At 73.0% G+C, this 13,591-nt stretch carries 16 protein-coding genes; 4 read left to right on the top strand and 12 right to left on the bottom strand.

Annotated elements, in window-relative coordinates; all coding sequences use genetic code 11:
• Window positions 1-123 precede the first annotated feature (123 nt).
• Genes hisF through hisD form a run of 8 tightly spaced genes read right to left on the bottom strand, consistent with a single transcriptional unit; the run spans window position 124 to window position 5,972 of the window.
• A complete protein-coding gene (gene hisF, locus ACFZCY_RS07970; RefSeq protein ID WP_391170143.1) occupies window positions 124-894 on the bottom strand; it encodes an imidazole glycerol phosphate synthase subunit HisF in 771 nt (256 codons plus the stop codon).
• Entirely contained in the window at window positions 891-1,352 is a 462-nt protein-coding gene (locus ACFZCY_RS07965) for a Rid family hydrolase (RefSeq protein WP_391170142.1), read from the bottom strand. Before ACFZCY_RS07965 ends, hisF begins: the two co-directional genes overlap by 4 nt.
• On the bottom strand, window positions 1,349-2,080 hold the full coding sequence (priA, locus tag ACFZCY_RS07960) for a bifunctional 1-(5-phosphoribosyl)-5-((5-phosphoribosylamino)methylideneamino)imidazole-4-carboxamide isomerase/phosphoribosylanthranilate isomerase PriA (RefSeq protein WP_009718700.1): 732 nt from the start codon (window positions 2,078-2,080) through the stop codon (window positions 1,349-1,351). Before priA ends, ACFZCY_RS07965 begins: the two co-directional genes overlap by 4 nt.
• Before the next feature lie 49 nt (window positions 2,081-2,129).
• Window positions 2,130-2,774, bottom strand: coding sequence for an imidazole glycerol phosphate synthase subunit HisH (gene hisH, locus ACFZCY_RS07955; protein WP_391170141.1), 645 nt, complete (start codon window positions 2,772-2,774; stop codon window positions 2,130-2,132).
• Window positions 2,771-2,935, bottom strand: coding sequence for a hypothetical protein (locus tag ACFZCY_RS07950; protein WP_179933723.1), 165 nt, complete (start codon window positions 2,933-2,935; stop codon window positions 2,771-2,773). The genes hisH and ACFZCY_RS07950 overlap by 4 nt, the downstream gene beginning before the upstream one ends.
• Window positions 2,936-3,529 (bottom strand): imidazoleglycerol-phosphate dehydratase HisB, encoded by a 594-nt coding sequence (gene hisB, locus ACFZCY_RS07945; protein WP_391170140.1) that lies wholly within the window; start codon window positions 3,527-3,529, stop codon window positions 2,936-2,938. It lies immediately after the preceding gene.
• Window positions 3,526-4,650 (bottom strand): histidinol-phosphate transaminase, encoded by a 1,125-nt coding sequence (locus ACFZCY_RS07940; protein ID WP_391170139.1) that lies wholly within the window; start codon window positions 4,648-4,650, stop codon window positions 3,526-3,528. Before ACFZCY_RS07940 ends, hisB begins: the two co-directional genes overlap by 4 nt.
• Window positions 4,647-5,972, bottom strand: coding sequence for a histidinol dehydrogenase (gene hisD / locus ACFZCY_RS07935; RefSeq protein ID WP_391170138.1), 1,326 nt, complete (start codon window positions 5,970-5,972; stop codon window positions 4,647-4,649). The genes ACFZCY_RS07940 and hisD overlap by 4 nt, the downstream gene beginning before the upstream one ends.
• Before the next feature lie 156 nt (window positions 5,973-6,128).
• Between hisD and ACFZCY_RS07930 the strand changes: the two genes are divergently transcribed.
• The 3 genes from ACFZCY_RS07930 to ybaK are packed head-to-tail and all read left to right on the top strand — an operon-like array spanning window position 6,129 to window position 9,030.
• Window positions 6,129-7,724, top strand: a complete 1,596-nt coding sequence (locus tag ACFZCY_RS07930) for an oxidoreductase (protein ID WP_391170137.1) — start codon at window positions 6,129-6,131, stop codon at window positions 7,722-7,724.
• Between the two features lie 34 nt (window positions 7,725-7,758).
• Window positions 7,759-8,499, top strand: coding sequence for an LON peptidase substrate-binding domain-containing protein (locus ACFZCY_RS07925; protein WP_391170136.1), 741 nt, complete (start codon window positions 7,759-7,761; stop codon window positions 8,497-8,499).
• Window positions 8,500-8,517: 18 nt separating this feature from the next.
• Window positions 8,518-9,030, top strand: a complete 513-nt coding sequence (gene ybaK / locus ACFZCY_RS07920; protein ID WP_391170135.1) for a Cys-tRNA(Pro) deacylase — start codon at window positions 8,518-8,520, stop codon at window positions 9,028-9,030.
• Between the two features lie 3 nt (window positions 9,031-9,033).
• Here ybaK and ACFZCY_RS07915 read toward each other — a convergent pair whose 3' ends face one another.
• From ACFZCY_RS07915 to ACFZCY_RS07900, 4 genes are all read right to left on the bottom strand, one after another.
• On the bottom strand, window positions 9,034-9,711 hold the full coding sequence (locus ACFZCY_RS07915) for an ABC transporter permease (protein WP_391170134.1): 678 nt from the start codon (window positions 9,709-9,711) through the stop codon (window positions 9,034-9,036).
• A 59-nt stretch (window positions 9,712-9,770) separates the two neighbouring features.
• Window positions 9,771-10,595: an ABC transporter permease gene (locus ACFZCY_RS07910; protein ID WP_391170432.1), complete on the bottom strand. Its 825-nt coding sequence runs from the start codon at window positions 10,593-10,595 to the stop codon at window positions 9,771-9,773.
• A 144-nt stretch (window positions 10,596-10,739) separates the two neighbouring features.
• A complete protein-coding gene (locus ACFZCY_RS07905; protein ID WP_391170133.1) occupies window positions 10,740-11,759 on the bottom strand; it encodes an ATP-binding cassette domain-containing protein in 1,020 nt (339 codons plus the stop codon).
• Between the two features lie 73 nt (window positions 11,760-11,832).
• Complete coding sequence (locus ACFZCY_RS07900; protein WP_391170132.1) at window positions 11,833-13,143, bottom strand: NYN domain-containing protein; 1,311 nt, start codon at window positions 13,141-13,143, stop codon at window positions 11,833-11,835.
• Window positions 13,144-13,399: 256 nt separating this feature from the next.
• Here ACFZCY_RS07900 and ACFZCY_RS07895 point away from each other — a divergent pair, with 256 nt between their 5' ends.
• On the top strand, window positions 13,400-13,567 hold the full coding sequence (locus tag ACFZCY_RS07895; protein ID WP_391170131.1) for a hypothetical protein: 168 nt from the start codon (window positions 13,400-13,402) through the stop codon (window positions 13,565-13,567).
• Window positions 13,568-13,591 lie beyond the last annotated feature (24 nt).

The following is a 13,591-nucleotide window of genomic DNA, read 5'->3' as shown; positions in this document are numbered from 1 at the left end:
GGGGGTGGCGCCCGCCCGCGTCGCGGGGGGGGCCCCCCCCCCCGGGGGGGGGGCCCGGCGCCCCCCCCCCCGGGGGGGGGGCCCCCCCCCCCCCCCCCCCCCCCGCCGCGGTTCGTCACGTCCTCACCGGACCGGGTGCCCGGCGTCCCGCAGCGCGCCCTTGACCTCGCCGATGCGCAGGTCGCCGAAGTGGAAGACGGAGGCGGCCAGCACCGCGTCCGCGCCCGCCGCGACGGCCGGGGGGAAGTCGGCGAGCTTGCCCGCGCCGCCGCTGGCGATGACGGGGATGGTGACGTGCTTGCGGACGGCCTCGATCATCGCCGTGTCGTAGCCGTCCTTGGTGCCGTCCGCGTCCATCGAGTTCAGCAGGATCTCCCCGGCGCCCAGCTCGGCCGCGCGGTGGGCCCACTCCACGGCGTCGATGCCGGTGCCGCGGCGGCCGCCGTGGGTGGTGACCTCGTAGCCGGACGCGGTCTCCGTGCCGGTCGGGCAGCGGCGGGCGTCGACCGACAGGACGAGGACCTGGCTGCCGAAGCGCTCGGCGATCTCGCGGATGAGGTCGGGCCGGGCGATGGCGGCGGTGTTGACGCCGACCTTGTCCGCTCCGGCGCGCAGCAGCTTGTCGACGTCCTCGGGGGTGCGGACGCCGCCGCCCACGGTCAGCGGGATGAAGACCTGCTCGGCGGTGCGGCGCACCACGTCGTAGGTGGTCTCGCGGTCGCCGGAGGATGCGGTGATGTCGAGGAAGGTCAGCTCGTCGGCGCCCTCCTGGCCGTAGATCCGGGCCATCTCGACGGGGTCACCGGCGTCCCGCAGGTTCTGGAAGTTGACGCCCTTGACGACCCGGCCGTTGTCCACGTCCAGGCAGGGGATGACTCGGACCGCCAGGGTCATGACGCTCGGGCTCCTCGGAATGCTTCCAGTTCGACTTCCACCAGCACGCGCGAGTCGACGAAGCCGGACACCACGACGAGGGTCGCGGCGGGGCGTACGGCGTCGAAGATCTCCTTGTGGGCGCGGCCCGCCTCGTCCACGTCGCGGGCGTGGGTGAGGTACATGCGGGTGCGGATGACCGATTCGACGCCGAGGCCGAATTCCTTCAGCGCGTCGAGGGCGTGGCCGAAGGCGGCGAGGGTCTGCTCGTACGGATCGCCCTCGCCCTCCAGTACGCCGCGCTCCGCGAGCGGCATGGTGCCGGAGACGACCACCAGGTCCCCGGCGGCGACGGCCCGGGCGAAGCCGATGCTCTCCTCCCAGGGGCTACCGGTCTGCACGCGCCGCGTGGTCGCCCCGGGCGGGACCTCGGGTGAGTTCTCGCGTGGGTTCTCGGCTGAGCTATCGGGTGAGGTCATGCGGATACCGCCTCCAACGCCTCTTCCAAGGTGAACGCCTTGGCGTAGAGCGCCTTGCCCACGATGGCGCCCTCGACACCTTCCGGTACCAGGGTCGCAAGGGCGCGCAGGTCGTCGAGCGAGGAAACGCCGCCGGAGGCGACGACGGGCTTGTCGGTGGCGGCGCAGACGTTGCGCAGCAGCTCCAGGTTGGGGCCCTGGAGGGTGCCGTCCTTGGCGATGTCGGTGACGACGTAGCGGGCGCAGCCCTCGGAGTCGAGGCGGGCGAGGGTTTCGTACAGGTCGCCGCCGTCGCGGGTCCAGCCGCGGCCGCGCAGGGTGGTGCCGCGGACGTCGAGGCCGACGGCGATCTTGTCGCCGTGCTCGGCGATGACCTTGGCGACCCATTCGGGGGTCTCCAGGGCGGCGGTGCCGAGGTTGACGCGGGTGCAGCCGGTGGCGAGGGCCGCGGTGAGCGAGGCGTCGTCGCGGATGCCGCCGGACAGCTCGACCTTGAGGTCCATGGCGCGGGCGACCTGGGCGATCTGCTCGCGGTTGTCGCCGGTGCCGAAGGCGGCGTCGAGGTCCACCAGGTGCAGCCACTCGGCGCCGGCCCGCTGCCAGGCGAGGGCGGCCTCCATCGGGTCGCCGTACGACGTCTCGGAGCCGGACTCGCCGTGGACGAGGCGGACGGCCTGGCCGTCGCGGACGTCGACGGCGGGGAGGAGTTCGAGGCGGTGCGTTGGCATGCGGGAACCTTACGGTGAGGACGGAGCGGGTACGGGCGGGACGGGCCGGTCAGAGCGTGTCGAGCCAGTTGCGCAGCAGGCGGGCCCCGGCGTCACCCGACTTCTCGGGGTGGAACTGGGTGGCCCACAGCGGGCCGTTCTCCACGGCGGCCACGAACGGCTCGCCGTGGGTGGTCCAGCTGACCTTGGGGCCGGGCATGTGCGGGTTGCTGACCTCCAGCTCCCAGGTGCGGACGGCGTAGGAGTGCACGAAGTAGTAGCGCTCCTCCTTGTCCAGCCCCGCGAAGAGCCGCGAGTCGCCGGGCGCGGTGACCGTGTTCCAGCCCATGTGGGGGACGACGGGGGCGCGCAGCGGTTCGACGGTGCCGGGCCATTCGTCCAGGCCCTCGGCCTCGACGCCGTGCTCGATGCCGCGGCCGAAGAGGATCTGCATGCCGACGCAGATGCCCATGACCGGGCGGCCGCCGGCCAGCCTGCGGCCCACGATCCAGTCGCCGCGCGCCTCGCGCAGCCCCTTCATGCAGGCGCCGAAGGCGCCGACGCCGGGCACGAGGAGGCCGTCGGCGGCCATGGCCCGGTCGTAGTCGCGGCTGATCTCGACGTCCGCGCCGACGTGGGCGAGGGCCCGCTCGGCGGAGCGGACATTGCCGAAGCCGTAATCGAAGACGATCACGCTCTTCGTACTGGTGCTCAATTCCAGACCTCCAGCCGCAGGATCCCGGCCAGCAGCGACATCGTGGCGCCCACTCCCAGCAGCACGATCACGCCCTTGGGCAGCCCCTGCTTGGCGAAGGAGATGACTCCGCCGAGGAGGAACAGCCCGAGCAGGATGAAGACGGTCGACAGCCCGTTCATTCAGAGGGCGCCCTTCGTGGAGGGGAGGATTCCGGCGGCGCGCGGGTCGCGCTCGCTCGCGTACCGCAGCGCCCGGGCGAGCGCCTTGAACTGGCACTCCACGATGTGGTGCGCGTTGCGCCCGTACGGGACGTGGACGTGCAGGGCGATCTGCGCCTGGGCGACGAAGGACTCCAGGATGTGCCGCGTCATCGTGGTGTCGTAGCTGCCGATCATCGGCGCGATGTTCTCCGGCTCGGTGTGCACGAGATACGGGCGACCGGAGAGGTCGACGGTCACCTGCGCCAGCGACTCGTCCAGCGGCACGGTGCAGTTGCCGAAGCGGAAGATGCCGGTCTTGTCGCCGAGCGCCTGCTTGAAGGCGGCGCCGAGCGCGAGGGCGGTGTCCTCGATGGTGTGGTGGGTGTCGATGTGCAGGTCGCCCTCGGTCTTGACCGTGAGGTCGAAGAGGCCGTGGCGGCCGAGCTGGTCGAGCATGTGGTCGTAGAAGCCGACGCCGGTCGACACATCGACCTGGCCGGTCCCGTCGAGGTCGATCTCGACGACGACCGAGGTCTCCTTGGTGGTGCGCTCCACGCGGCCCACGCGGGTCATGCGCTCTTCTCCTTCATCAGCTCGCGAACCGCGTCGAGGAACGCGTCGTTCTCGGTCGGGGTGCCCGCGGTGACCCGCAGCCGGCCCGGTACGCCGTTGTCCCGGACCAGCACGCCGTGGTCCAGCAGGGTCTGCCAGGCCGCATGGGCGTCCTCGAAGCGTCCGAACTGGACGAAGTTGGCGTCCGAGTCGGTCACGTCGCAGCCAATGGCGCGCAGCTCCCGCACCAGCCGGTCGCGCTCGGTCTTGAGCGCGTCGACGTACCCGAGCAGCGTATCGGTGTGCTCCAGGGCGGCCAGCGCGGTGGCCTGGGTGACGGCGGACAGGTGGTACGGCAGCCGGACGAGCTGGACGGCGTCGACCACGGCCGGGGCGGCGGCGAGGTAGCCCAGCCGCAGCCCGGCGGCGCCGAACGCCTTGGACATCGTCCGGGAGAGCACCAGATGCGGGCGGCCCTCGATCAGCGGCAGCAGCGACGGGCGGTGGCTGAACTCGGCGTACGCCTCGTCCACGACCACCAGCGACGGCTTGGCGGCCTGCGCCGCCTCGTACAGCGCGAGCACCGTCTCGGCCCCGACGGCGGTACCGGTCGGGTTGTTCGGCGAGGTGATGAAGACGACATCGGGCTTGCGCTCGGCGATCACCTGGCACGCGGTCTCGACGTCGATGGTGAAGTCGTCGTTCCGCGGGCCGGAGATCCAGCCGGTGCCGGTGCCGCGCGAGATCAGCGCGTGCATCGAGTACGAGGGCTCGAAGCCGATCGCGGTGCGCCCCGGCCCGCCGAAGGTCTGCAGCAGCTGCTGCAGCACCTCGTTGGAGCCGTTGGCCGCCCACACCTGCTCGGGTCCCACCGCGAGCCCCGCCGTACGGGTGAGGTAGCGGGCCAGCTCGGTGCGCAGCTCGACCGCGTCCCGGTCCGGGTAGCGGTTGAGCTGGCGGGCCGCCTCGGCGACCCGCTCGGCGATCCGCTCCACCAGCGGCTCGGGCAGCGGATAGGGGTTCTCGTTGGTGTTCAGCCGTACGGGTACGTCCAGCTGCGGCGCGCCGTACGGGGACTTGCCGCGCAGCTCGTCACGGATGGGGAGCTCGTCCCAAGGGGACACAGAGGGGTTGCCGGTCACTTGCTCCCAGGTACCTTCCAGTCGAACCGTGCCTTCACCGCCGCGCCGTGCGCGGGCAGGTCCTCCGCGTCGGCGAGCGTCACCACATGGCCCGCGACCTCGGCCAGCGCCTCGCGGGTGTAGTCCACGACGTGGATGCCGCGCAGGAAGGACTGCACCGACAGGCCGGAGGAGTGGCAGGCGCAGCCGCCGGTGGGCAGGACGTGGTTGGAGCCCGCCGCGTAATCGCCGAGCGACACCGGTGCGTACGCGCCGACGAAGATCGCCCCGGCGTTGCGCACCCGGGCCGCGACCGCCGCCGCGTCCTCGGTCTGGATCTCCAGGTGCTCGGCCGCGTACGCGTCGACCACCGCGAGGCCCTGGTCGAGGCCGTCGACCAGCACGATCCCGGACTGCCGCCCGGCCAGCGCCGGGGCGATGCGGTCCTCGACGTGCTTGGTGGCCGCGACCTGGACGTCCAGCTCCTTCTCGACCGCGGCGGCCAGCTCCTCGGAGTCGGTGACCAGCACCGAGGCGGCCAGCGGGTCGTGCTCGGCCTGGCTGATCAGGTCAGCGGCGACGTGCACCGGGTCGGCGGTGGCGTCGGCGAGGATCGCGATCTCGGTGGGGCCCGCCTCGGCGTCGATACCGATCCGGCCCTTGAGCAGCCGCTTGGCGGCGGCGACCCAGATGTTGCCGGGCCCGGTGACCATGGAGACCGGACGGCACTCCTCGGTGCCGTACGCGAACATCGCGACCGCCTGGGCGCCGCCCGCCGCGTACACCTCGTCGACGCCGAGCAGCGCGCAGGCCGCCAGGATCGTGGGGTGCGGCAGCCCGCCGAACTCCGCCTGCGGCGGGGAGGCGACGGCCATCGAGGCGACGCCGGCCTCCTGCGCGGGCACCACATTCATCACAACGGACGACGGGTAGACGGACCGCCCGCCCGGTGCGTACAGCCCGACCCGCTCGACGGGCACCCAGCGCTCGGTGACCGTGCCGCCCGGCACGACCTGCGTGGTGTGGTCGGCGCGCCGCTGCTCCCGGTGGACCAGCCGGGCCCGCCGGATGGACTCCTCCAGGGCCGCGCGCACGGCCGGGTCCAGCTCGTCGAGGGCGCTGGTCAGGGCCTCGGCGGGCACCCGCACCCGCTCCATGGTCACGCCGTCGAACCGATGCGCGTACTCGATCAGTGCAGCGGTGCCGCGATGGCGCACGTCGTCGCAGATGGGCCGCACCTTCTCCAGGGCGGCCTCGACGTCGAGCTCGGCACGGGGCAGCAGGTCGCGGTCGATTCCGCCGCCCGGGAAGGCGGCGCCGCGCAGATCGATACGGGAGATCACGCGATCAATTGTCTCAGACGTGTTCCGGCGTCCCGCCCCCCGTATCAGTGAGTGATACGGAACCCCTAAGTTGATCCTGACCGTTGGCGTTCAAGCGGTTACTCAGCGGGAATGTGGATCCGTACGGGGATACGGAGGACAGGAGGCGACACGGCTGTGACCGAGCCACGCGACGGCGATCCTCCCCCGGGGCTCGACCTGACCACCGCCGAGTGGGGCATGTGGCAGGCGTTCCGCAACGGCAGTACGCACGATCTGCGCACCTCCCACCCCCAGCGGAACGACCCCTCCGGCCCGTACGCCTGGGGCCCGGAGCGCAGTGTGCGCGCCCGGGTCGTGGCCCTGCTGCTGCTGGACGGGCCGCCCGCCCAGCCGGGCCGGGTGGCGGCGCTCAAGCTGAACGGGGTGCACATCACCGGCACCCTCGACCTGGCGGGCGGCACCATCGACCCGTATGTGGAGCTGAAGAACTGCCGCTTCGAGCGGGAGGTGCTGCTCCCGGAATCCCACTTCACCACGCTCCGCCTGGTGGGCTGCTCGCTCCCCCGGCTGGAGGCGGCCCGGCTGAGCACCGAGGGCGATCTGCATCTGCCGCGCTGCGTGGTCGACCACGGCATCCGGCTCACCGACGCCCACATCGGCACCGATTTACTCCTGAACCAGCTGATCGTGCGCCGGGACCGCCGGGGCATGTCGATCACGGCCGACGGGCTGACCGTGGCCCAGGACTTCCAGGCCGACATGATCGAGTCGTACGGCGAGATCAGTCTGCGCGGCGCCCAGATCGGCGTGTCGCTCAGCCTGCGCGGCAGCCGGCTGCGCAACCCGTACGGGCGGCGGGCGCTGAACGCGCCGCAGCTGACCGTCGAGCGCAGCCTGTACCTCACCGCGGGCGGGGTGAGCACCTACTCCAGCGGTTCGACGCCGCCGTACGGCACCACCAGCACGCCGACCCGCGGCACCCGCATCCAGCGCTTCGAATGCGAGGGCGGGGTCCGGCTGGACGACGGGCGGATCGGCGACGCCATCGACTTCGACCAGGCGCGCTTCGTCATGGAGAACGACCAGGAGCTGTCGCTGCGCCGGGTGCAGACACCCGAGCTGCGCTTCCTGGGCGAGCGGCCGCAGCGCGGGCGGGTGATCCTCTCCGGCGCCCGGGTGGTCAACCTGGTCGACAAGTCGGTGAGCTGGCCGGGCCCGGGCGGGCTGACCATGGCGGGCTTCTGCTACGAGAACCTGATCCCGCGCGGCCACTTCCCACTGTCCCGGCGGCTGGAGTGGGTGGCCGCCGCGACCCCCGAGTACGCGCCAGAGCCGTACGAGATGCTGGCCAACACGATGCGGGCCAGCGGCGAGGACGCCGACGCGCGCGAGGTGCTGCTCGCCAAGCAGCGGCGGCGCCGCGAGACGCTGCCGCTCGCCGGGAAGATGTGGGGCTATCTGCAGGACTGGACCGTGGCCTACGGCTACCGGCCCGGCCGGGCGGCGGTGTGGATGGCGGTGCTGTGGGCGGTCGGCTCGGTGTTCTTCGCGCACAACAGACCGGAGGCCATCAAACCGGGTGAGACCCCGCACTGGAACGCCTCGCTCTACGCACTCGATCTGCTGATCCCGGTCATCAATCTGGGTCAGGACGGCTATTGGAAACCCGCGGGCGCGATCCAGTGGGCGTCGATCGTGATGATCCTGCTCGGCTGGGTGCTGGCCACCACCGTGGCGGCCGGTGCGTCCCGTCTGCTGCGCCGTCAGTGAAGAGACGCGCGTGAGGCCATTAGGCTTACACCCCGTGACCTCCGCGCGCCTTCCGCTCTTCCCGCTGAACACGGTGCTGTTCCCGGGGCTCGTCATGCCCCTGAACGTCTTCGAACAGCGGTACCGCTCCCTGATGCGCGATCTTTCGGCGCTTCCCGAGGACGCCCCGCGCCGGTTCGGGGTGATCGCCATCAGGGACGGCCACGAGGTCGCGCCCAGTGCGATCGGCCTCCCGGAGTCGGCGCCCACGCCCGACCGGGGCCCGGCGGCGGGCTTCGGCCCGGACCCGGCCAAGTCGTTCTACGGGGTGGGCTGTGTCGCGGACGCGGCCACCATCCGGGAGCAGGAGGACGGCACCTTCGAGGTGCTGGCCACCGGCACCACCCGGTTCGAGCTGCTGTCCGTGGACTCCACGGGCCCCTATCTGATGGGCGAGGTCAACGAGCTGGAGGAGGAGCCTGGCGACGGCGCCGGAGCGCTGGCCTCCGGGGTGGTACGGGCCTTCCGCACGTACCAGAAGCGGCTGGCGGGCGCCCGGGAGCGCACCCTCGCCGCCGAACAGGACCTGCCGGGCGAGCCCTCGGTGCTCTCCTACCTGGTCGCGGCCGCCGCCGTGCTCGACACCCCGGCCAAGCAGCGGCTGCTCCAGGCGCCCGATACGGCGAGCCGGCTGGCCGAGGAGCTGAAAATGCTGCGCTCCGAGAGCGCGGTCATCGGTAAGCTCCCGTCCCTGCCCGCCGTCGACCTCACCCGCCGCCCCACCAGCCCCAACTGACGCCGACTCACCTCAACCATGGCGAAGAAGACCAAGAAGAACTCCTCCGGATCCACCGGCACCCCGGCCACCACCGCCCTCACCGCGGCGGGCACGGCCTTCACCGTGCACTCCTACGACCACGACCCGGCCGCCCCCTCGTACGGTGAGGAGGCCGCGCGGGCGCTGGGCGTGGAGCCGGGCCGGGTGTTCAAGACCCTCATCGCGAGCGTCGACGACCGGCTCACGGTCGCCATCGTGCCCGTATCGGCCTCGCTCGACCTCAAGGCGCTCGCCGCCGCGGTCGGCGGCAAGCGCGCCACCATGGCGGACCCGGCGGCGGCAGAGCGCACCACGGGCTACGTACGCGGCGGCATCTCCCCGCTCGGCCAGCGCAAGCGGCTGCCGACCGCGCTGGACGCCTCCGCCGACGGCCACGAGACGGTCTGCGTATCGGCGGGCCGCCGGGGCCTGGAGGTCGAGCTGTCCCCGAAGGACCTGGCGGCGCTGACGGAAGCGGTGGTGGCGCCGATCGCGCGGTTCGACGGCTAGGGATTACGCGGTGGTCGAGGCCTGGTAGTAGGTCTCCGGCTCCTCGTCGCGGGGGCCGAACAGGCCGGTCAGGGCCAGGTGCACGACCATCGCGGCCACCGACCAGGCCAGCAGCGCGCCCTTGGCGTTCAGCTTCAGCGGGGCGTCGAACGTGACGCCCTTGCCGACCTGACGGGCGTGCGCCACGACGTCCGTGGACGGCCCGAGCCAGACTCCCAGCCGCCAGGCGATCACCGAGCCGAGGACGCCGCCGATGGCCAGCCCGACCACCAGGGCGACCCCGCCGCGCCGGCAGAACAGGAAGGTCAGCAGCGCCGAGACGAGGCCGAAGGCGAGCGCGCCCAGCACGAACACCCCGTCCGCGCCGACCGCGTCCTCGCCTTCCGAGTTCTTCAGATAAACGGCCTTGCCGTCCGAGATCAGCCCCACCCGAGGCGCCAGCCACAGCCACAGCAGGCCGAGCAGCACGCCCGCGACCGCCACCGCGATCGCCACCACGGAGGCCTGCACCAGCTCGGCGCGCAGCTCCTCCCCCGGTTCGGAGTGCTCGGCGTGCTCGGACTCCTCGGCGGGATACGGCTCGGGATGCCCCTGCGCGGCCGGTTCGCCCGGTGCGGGCTGTCCGTGCTCGGAGTCGTCGTGCGGCGAGGGCTGATCATGTGGCGTCAACGGTGCGGTCACTCCGTCATCGTGCCAGGCGGATGGTGTACTTCGGTCGGCGGGAGGTTCACTGCGGCGCGTCACCGCACGGCGGCCCGTCGATAGGCCCAGGTCGCGGCGGCGAGCGACACCACGGCCACCCCCGCGCACACCCCGAGGTCGGCGCAGACCGCCAGCCAGTCGGGCTGCCCGTCGAAGGACCGGGCCAGGGCCTCCACACCGTACGTCGACGGCAGCAGATCGCGCGCGTACGACACCACCTCCGGCATCCGGGCGGCGGGCAGCACCCCCAGCAGCAGCGCGGCCGACATCCCCAGCTGTCCCAGCAGCGTGGCCAGTTCCTGGCGCGGCGCGAGCAGTCCGAGGGCGGCACCCAGGCCCGCGAGGGCGGCGCCGGAGAGCGGGATCACCGCGGCGAGCACCCACAGATGGCCCAGCGGCAGCTGGAACAGCACGCTGCCGACGACCGCGGTGACGGCCGTCCCGGGCACGGTGAAGGAGGCGTACGCGGCGGCCGCGCCGAGCACCACCGCGGCGGGCGGCACCGGCAGCGTCGCGTAGTGGTCGAGCCCGCCGCTCGCCCGGAGCTGGCCGAAGTACTGCGCGAGCAGGTTGAGCGCCACGAAGGCCACGACGAGCACGCTCGACCCGGCCACCACGGAGCGCGCCGCGCCGCCGCCCTCGTCCACCACACCGCGCATCAGGACCATGATCCCGACGGACTGGAAGGTGGCCACGAACAGCAGGGGAATCCGGGCCACCCGCGCCCGCGACAGCTGCGCCCGGTAGACCGCGACCAGCGCGGGCAGCAGCCGCGCGGAGGCCGCGAGCGGGGCGGGAACGCCGTCGGCTGACCGGGGCACGGCGCCGCCGGCCTCCTCGGCCGGCGCACCGGACTTCGGCATGCTGCCGGGCATGGCCTGCGCGGGCACGACACTCACGTCTGCGCTGCTCCTCTTCCGTCTGGCTTGGTCACGGGCTTGGTTACGGACATGATCACGGTCGCGTTCACGGTCCCGTTCACGGGTGCGTTCACCTCATACCGTCCCTCACGTCTTCACCAGCCCCTCCGCGCCCTCCGTACGGCCGCCCAGCGCCACGTACACGTCCTCCAGGCTGGGCGTGGCGAGGGTGAAGTCGTCCAGTGCGGCGAAGGCGGGCCCGCCGGTCACGGTGGCGATCGCGGCGCGCGCCGCGTCCGGGGCCAGCCGCAGGGTCCAGCGCCGCCCGGAGGCGTGCGCGGCGTCCCGCAGCGCGGCGACCCCGGGGATGTGCAGCGGCGCCTCGGCGCGCCACACCAGCTCCACCCGTACCTCGTCCGCGACCATCGCCTTGAGCCCGGCGGGGGTGTCGCAGGCGATGACCCGGCCCCGGTCGAGCACCGCGACCCGGTCGAGCACGGTCTCGGCCTCGATGACGTTGTGCGTCACCAGCAGCACGGTCACCCCGCGCTCGGCCCGCCGCCGGTCCACCGCGGCCCAGACGGCGCGCCGCGCCACCGGGTCCATCCCGGTGGTCGGCTCGTCCAGCACCAGCAGCGGCCGCTCCCCCACCAGGGCGGCGGCGACGCAGGCCAGCCGGCGCTGACCGCCGGAGAGCTTCTTGAGCGGCCGCCCGGCGATCTTGGTGAGCCCCAGCTCCTCGATCACCGCGTCCCGCTCGGCGCGGGCGGCGCGCGCGTCCAGCCCGCGCAGCCGTGCGGTGGTCTCGGCGGCGAGCGCGACGGTCAGCTCGTCCAGCGCGGTGGAGTCCTGGCCGAGGTAGCCCAGGAGGCGGGAGGCGCGCTCGGGGTGGCGTACGAGGTCGTGGCCGAGCACCCTCACGTGGCCCTCGTCGGGCCGCAGCAGGCCGGTGAGCTGGCGTACGAGGGTCGACTTCCCGGCGCCGTTGGGCCCGAGCAGCCCGAACACCTCACCGCGCACCACGTCCAGGTCGATGCTGTCGCTGGCCCGGACCTCGGGCGTGGCGGGCGCACCGCGGCGGCCACGCGCCGCGGGATAGGTCTTGACCAGGCCACGCACGGTGCACACCACATCGCCTGCCGTCGCCTGTTTCGCGCCCGTCCTCACGAGCTATGAGGGTACGCGCCCAAACACCCGGAGCCGTCCGCGGGGGCCGGGTCCCGCCCGGGGTCCGCGGGGCCTACTCCCCTGCCGGGGCGTGCTCGGCGGCGCTGCGGACGTCGATCTCGCGCCAGAACCCGGCCCGGATGGCATAGCGGTCGTGCTCGTCGATCTGGTCGTCCTTGTGGGCGAGCAGACCGAAGCGGGCGGCGTAGCGCAGCAGCTCGCCGTCGATGCGGTGCGGGATGCGCGGGTACTCCGTCGACAGCTGGTGGAGGTGTCCGGCGTCGGAGAGCCGCTCGATCCAGCGGCGGGCGAAGACCTGGCCGACCTCGAACGGGTCGCCGCTGACCGCGGTGATGTCCTCCTCGCGGTCGGCCCAGCGCTGCTCGGCGCTGGTGAGCTGGGCCAGCATGGGCAGATTGGCGGTCTCCGGCGGCTCGCCCACCCCGGAGCCCGGGCCTCGGTCGATCCAGCCCTTGTCGGAGGACCAGCGGAGGGTGGCGCTGGGGGCCGGGTGGGGTGCGGCGGGGCCGCCGGGCCCGCGGCCCAGGCCCGCGAGGTCCTTCGGGGTGGGCACGCCTCTGGCTCCGCCTGCGGTCGTGGCGTCCTGCTCGCCGGCGGGGGCCGGGCCGGGCGCCGTCCGGGCGTCCTGCTCGGCGGCGGGGGCGGCGGCGCCCGGGGCGCCCGCCGCGGGCCGCGCCGTGCCGTTGCGCGCGGCGGGCGACTCGCCGGCCGCTGCCGCGGCGGCGGCCGCCGCGGCGGTCTCCGGCAGCGGGGCGGCGAGGATGGCGGCGATCTCGGGGCGCGGCTCGGTGGTGGGGGCGCAGGGCCCGGGAAGCTCCTTGGCGCGCACCGCCCGGGTGATCCACGCCCGGTCCAGGACGCGCCGCTCGTCGGCCTCGGCGACCAGGTCCTCGGACTGGTTGTAGTCGCCGTCGGCGGCCTGGACCGCCCACAGGTGGACGGCGACCCCGTGCTCCTTGGCCGACATCAGCCCGGGCAGCAGATCGCCGTCGCCGGTGACCAGCACGATGTCGGAGCAGGCGCGGTTGCGGGCCAGCTCGGTCAGCTCGGCGTGCATGGCGGCGTCCACGCCCTTCTGCGCCCAGCGGCCGTCGCTGCGGGTCAGCGCGCCGAGCCGGACGGTGACCCGGGGCATCACCCGCAGCCGCCGGTGCTCGGGCTGGGGTACGCGGTCGGGGGCGCCGTCGAACCAGTAGATCCGCAGCAGCGGGCGCTCGGTGTCGGCCTCGGCGCGCTCCCGCAGGCCCTGGATCAGGGTCGCGTGGTCGACGGAGATGCGGGAGCGGGCGGGCTCCCCGGCCAGCAGGCTCGCGGCGGCGCCCAGCAGATAACCGGCGTCCACCAGGACGACGCAGCGGTCCACGTTCCACCCTCTTTCCTGAAGTCCAGTCGTCGGTCGCCCCCCGACACAGCCGTGCCCCGAATCTTTTCTTCGTCCTCCCTTCGAGTCTGCCCGACCGTACGGGGGTTATCAGTCCGAACTGGATCACCGGCGTGGCGGATACGGCCTCCTCGGCAAGACCGCCCTTCTCACTCACGGTAATTGCCCGAAATGCACGGGTCACCAAGGCGTGTCACTGTTCTTCCCGGGGGCTGATCCCAACTGGAGGCACACCACCATGGGTAAGAACAAGAACCGCGATCGCAAGCAGCGGAACCAGCAGAACCGCGGTCAGGCCGACCAGACGCAGCAGTCCTCGATGGAAGCGCAGCCGCAGCAGATGGGGCCGGAGGGTGCCCCCTCGACGGCGCGGAAGAGCCGCCAGAAGAGTTTCGGCCACAACTGACCGCCGCCCATGAGCGGTTGAGGG

Origin of the sequence: Streptomyces sp. NPDC007983, from assembly GCF_042958345.1 — a bacterium.
Classification (GTDB): domain Bacteria; phylum Actinomycetota; class Actinomycetes; order Streptomycetales; family Streptomycetaceae; genus Streptomyces.
Note: the sequence above shows the minus strand (reverse complement) of the source record. Positions and strands in the feature narration are given on the sequence as shown.

What these genes read in the sequence shown, in the direction of transcription:
- ACFZCY_RS07965 (WP_391170142.1), bottom strand. Translation starts at nt 1,352, where the DNA reads ATGACCTCACCCGATAGCTCAGCCGAGAACCCACGCGAGAACTCACCC.
- ACFZCY_RS07895 (WP_391170131.1), top strand. Translation starts at nt 13,400, where the DNA reads ATGGGTAAGAACAAGAACCGCGATCGCAAGCAGCGGAACCAGCAGAAC.
- ACFZCY_RS07910 (WP_391170432.1), bottom strand. Translation starts at nt 10,595, where the DNA reads ATGCCGAAGTCCGGTGCGCCGGCCGAGGAGGCCGGCGGCGCCGTGCCC.
- priA (WP_009718700.1), bottom strand. Translation starts at nt 2,080, where the DNA reads ATGCCAACGCACCGCCTCGAACTCCTCCCCGCCGTCGACGTCCGCGAC.
- ACFZCY_RS07950 (WP_179933723.1), bottom strand. Translation starts at nt 2,935, where the DNA reads ATGAACGGGCTGTCGACCGTCTTCATCCTGCTCGGGCTGTTCCTCCTC.
- ybaK (WP_391170135.1), top strand. Translation starts at nt 8,518, where the DNA reads ATGGCGAAGAAGACCAAGAAGAACTCCTCCGGATCCACCGGCACCCCG.
- hisF (WP_391170143.1), bottom strand. Translation starts at nt 894, where the DNA reads ATGACCCTGGCGGTCCGAGTCATCCCCTGCCTGGACGTGGACAACGGC.
- hisB (WP_391170140.1), bottom strand. Translation starts at nt 3,529, where the DNA reads ATGACCCGCGTGGGCCGCGTGGAGCGCACCACCAAGGAGACCTCGGTC.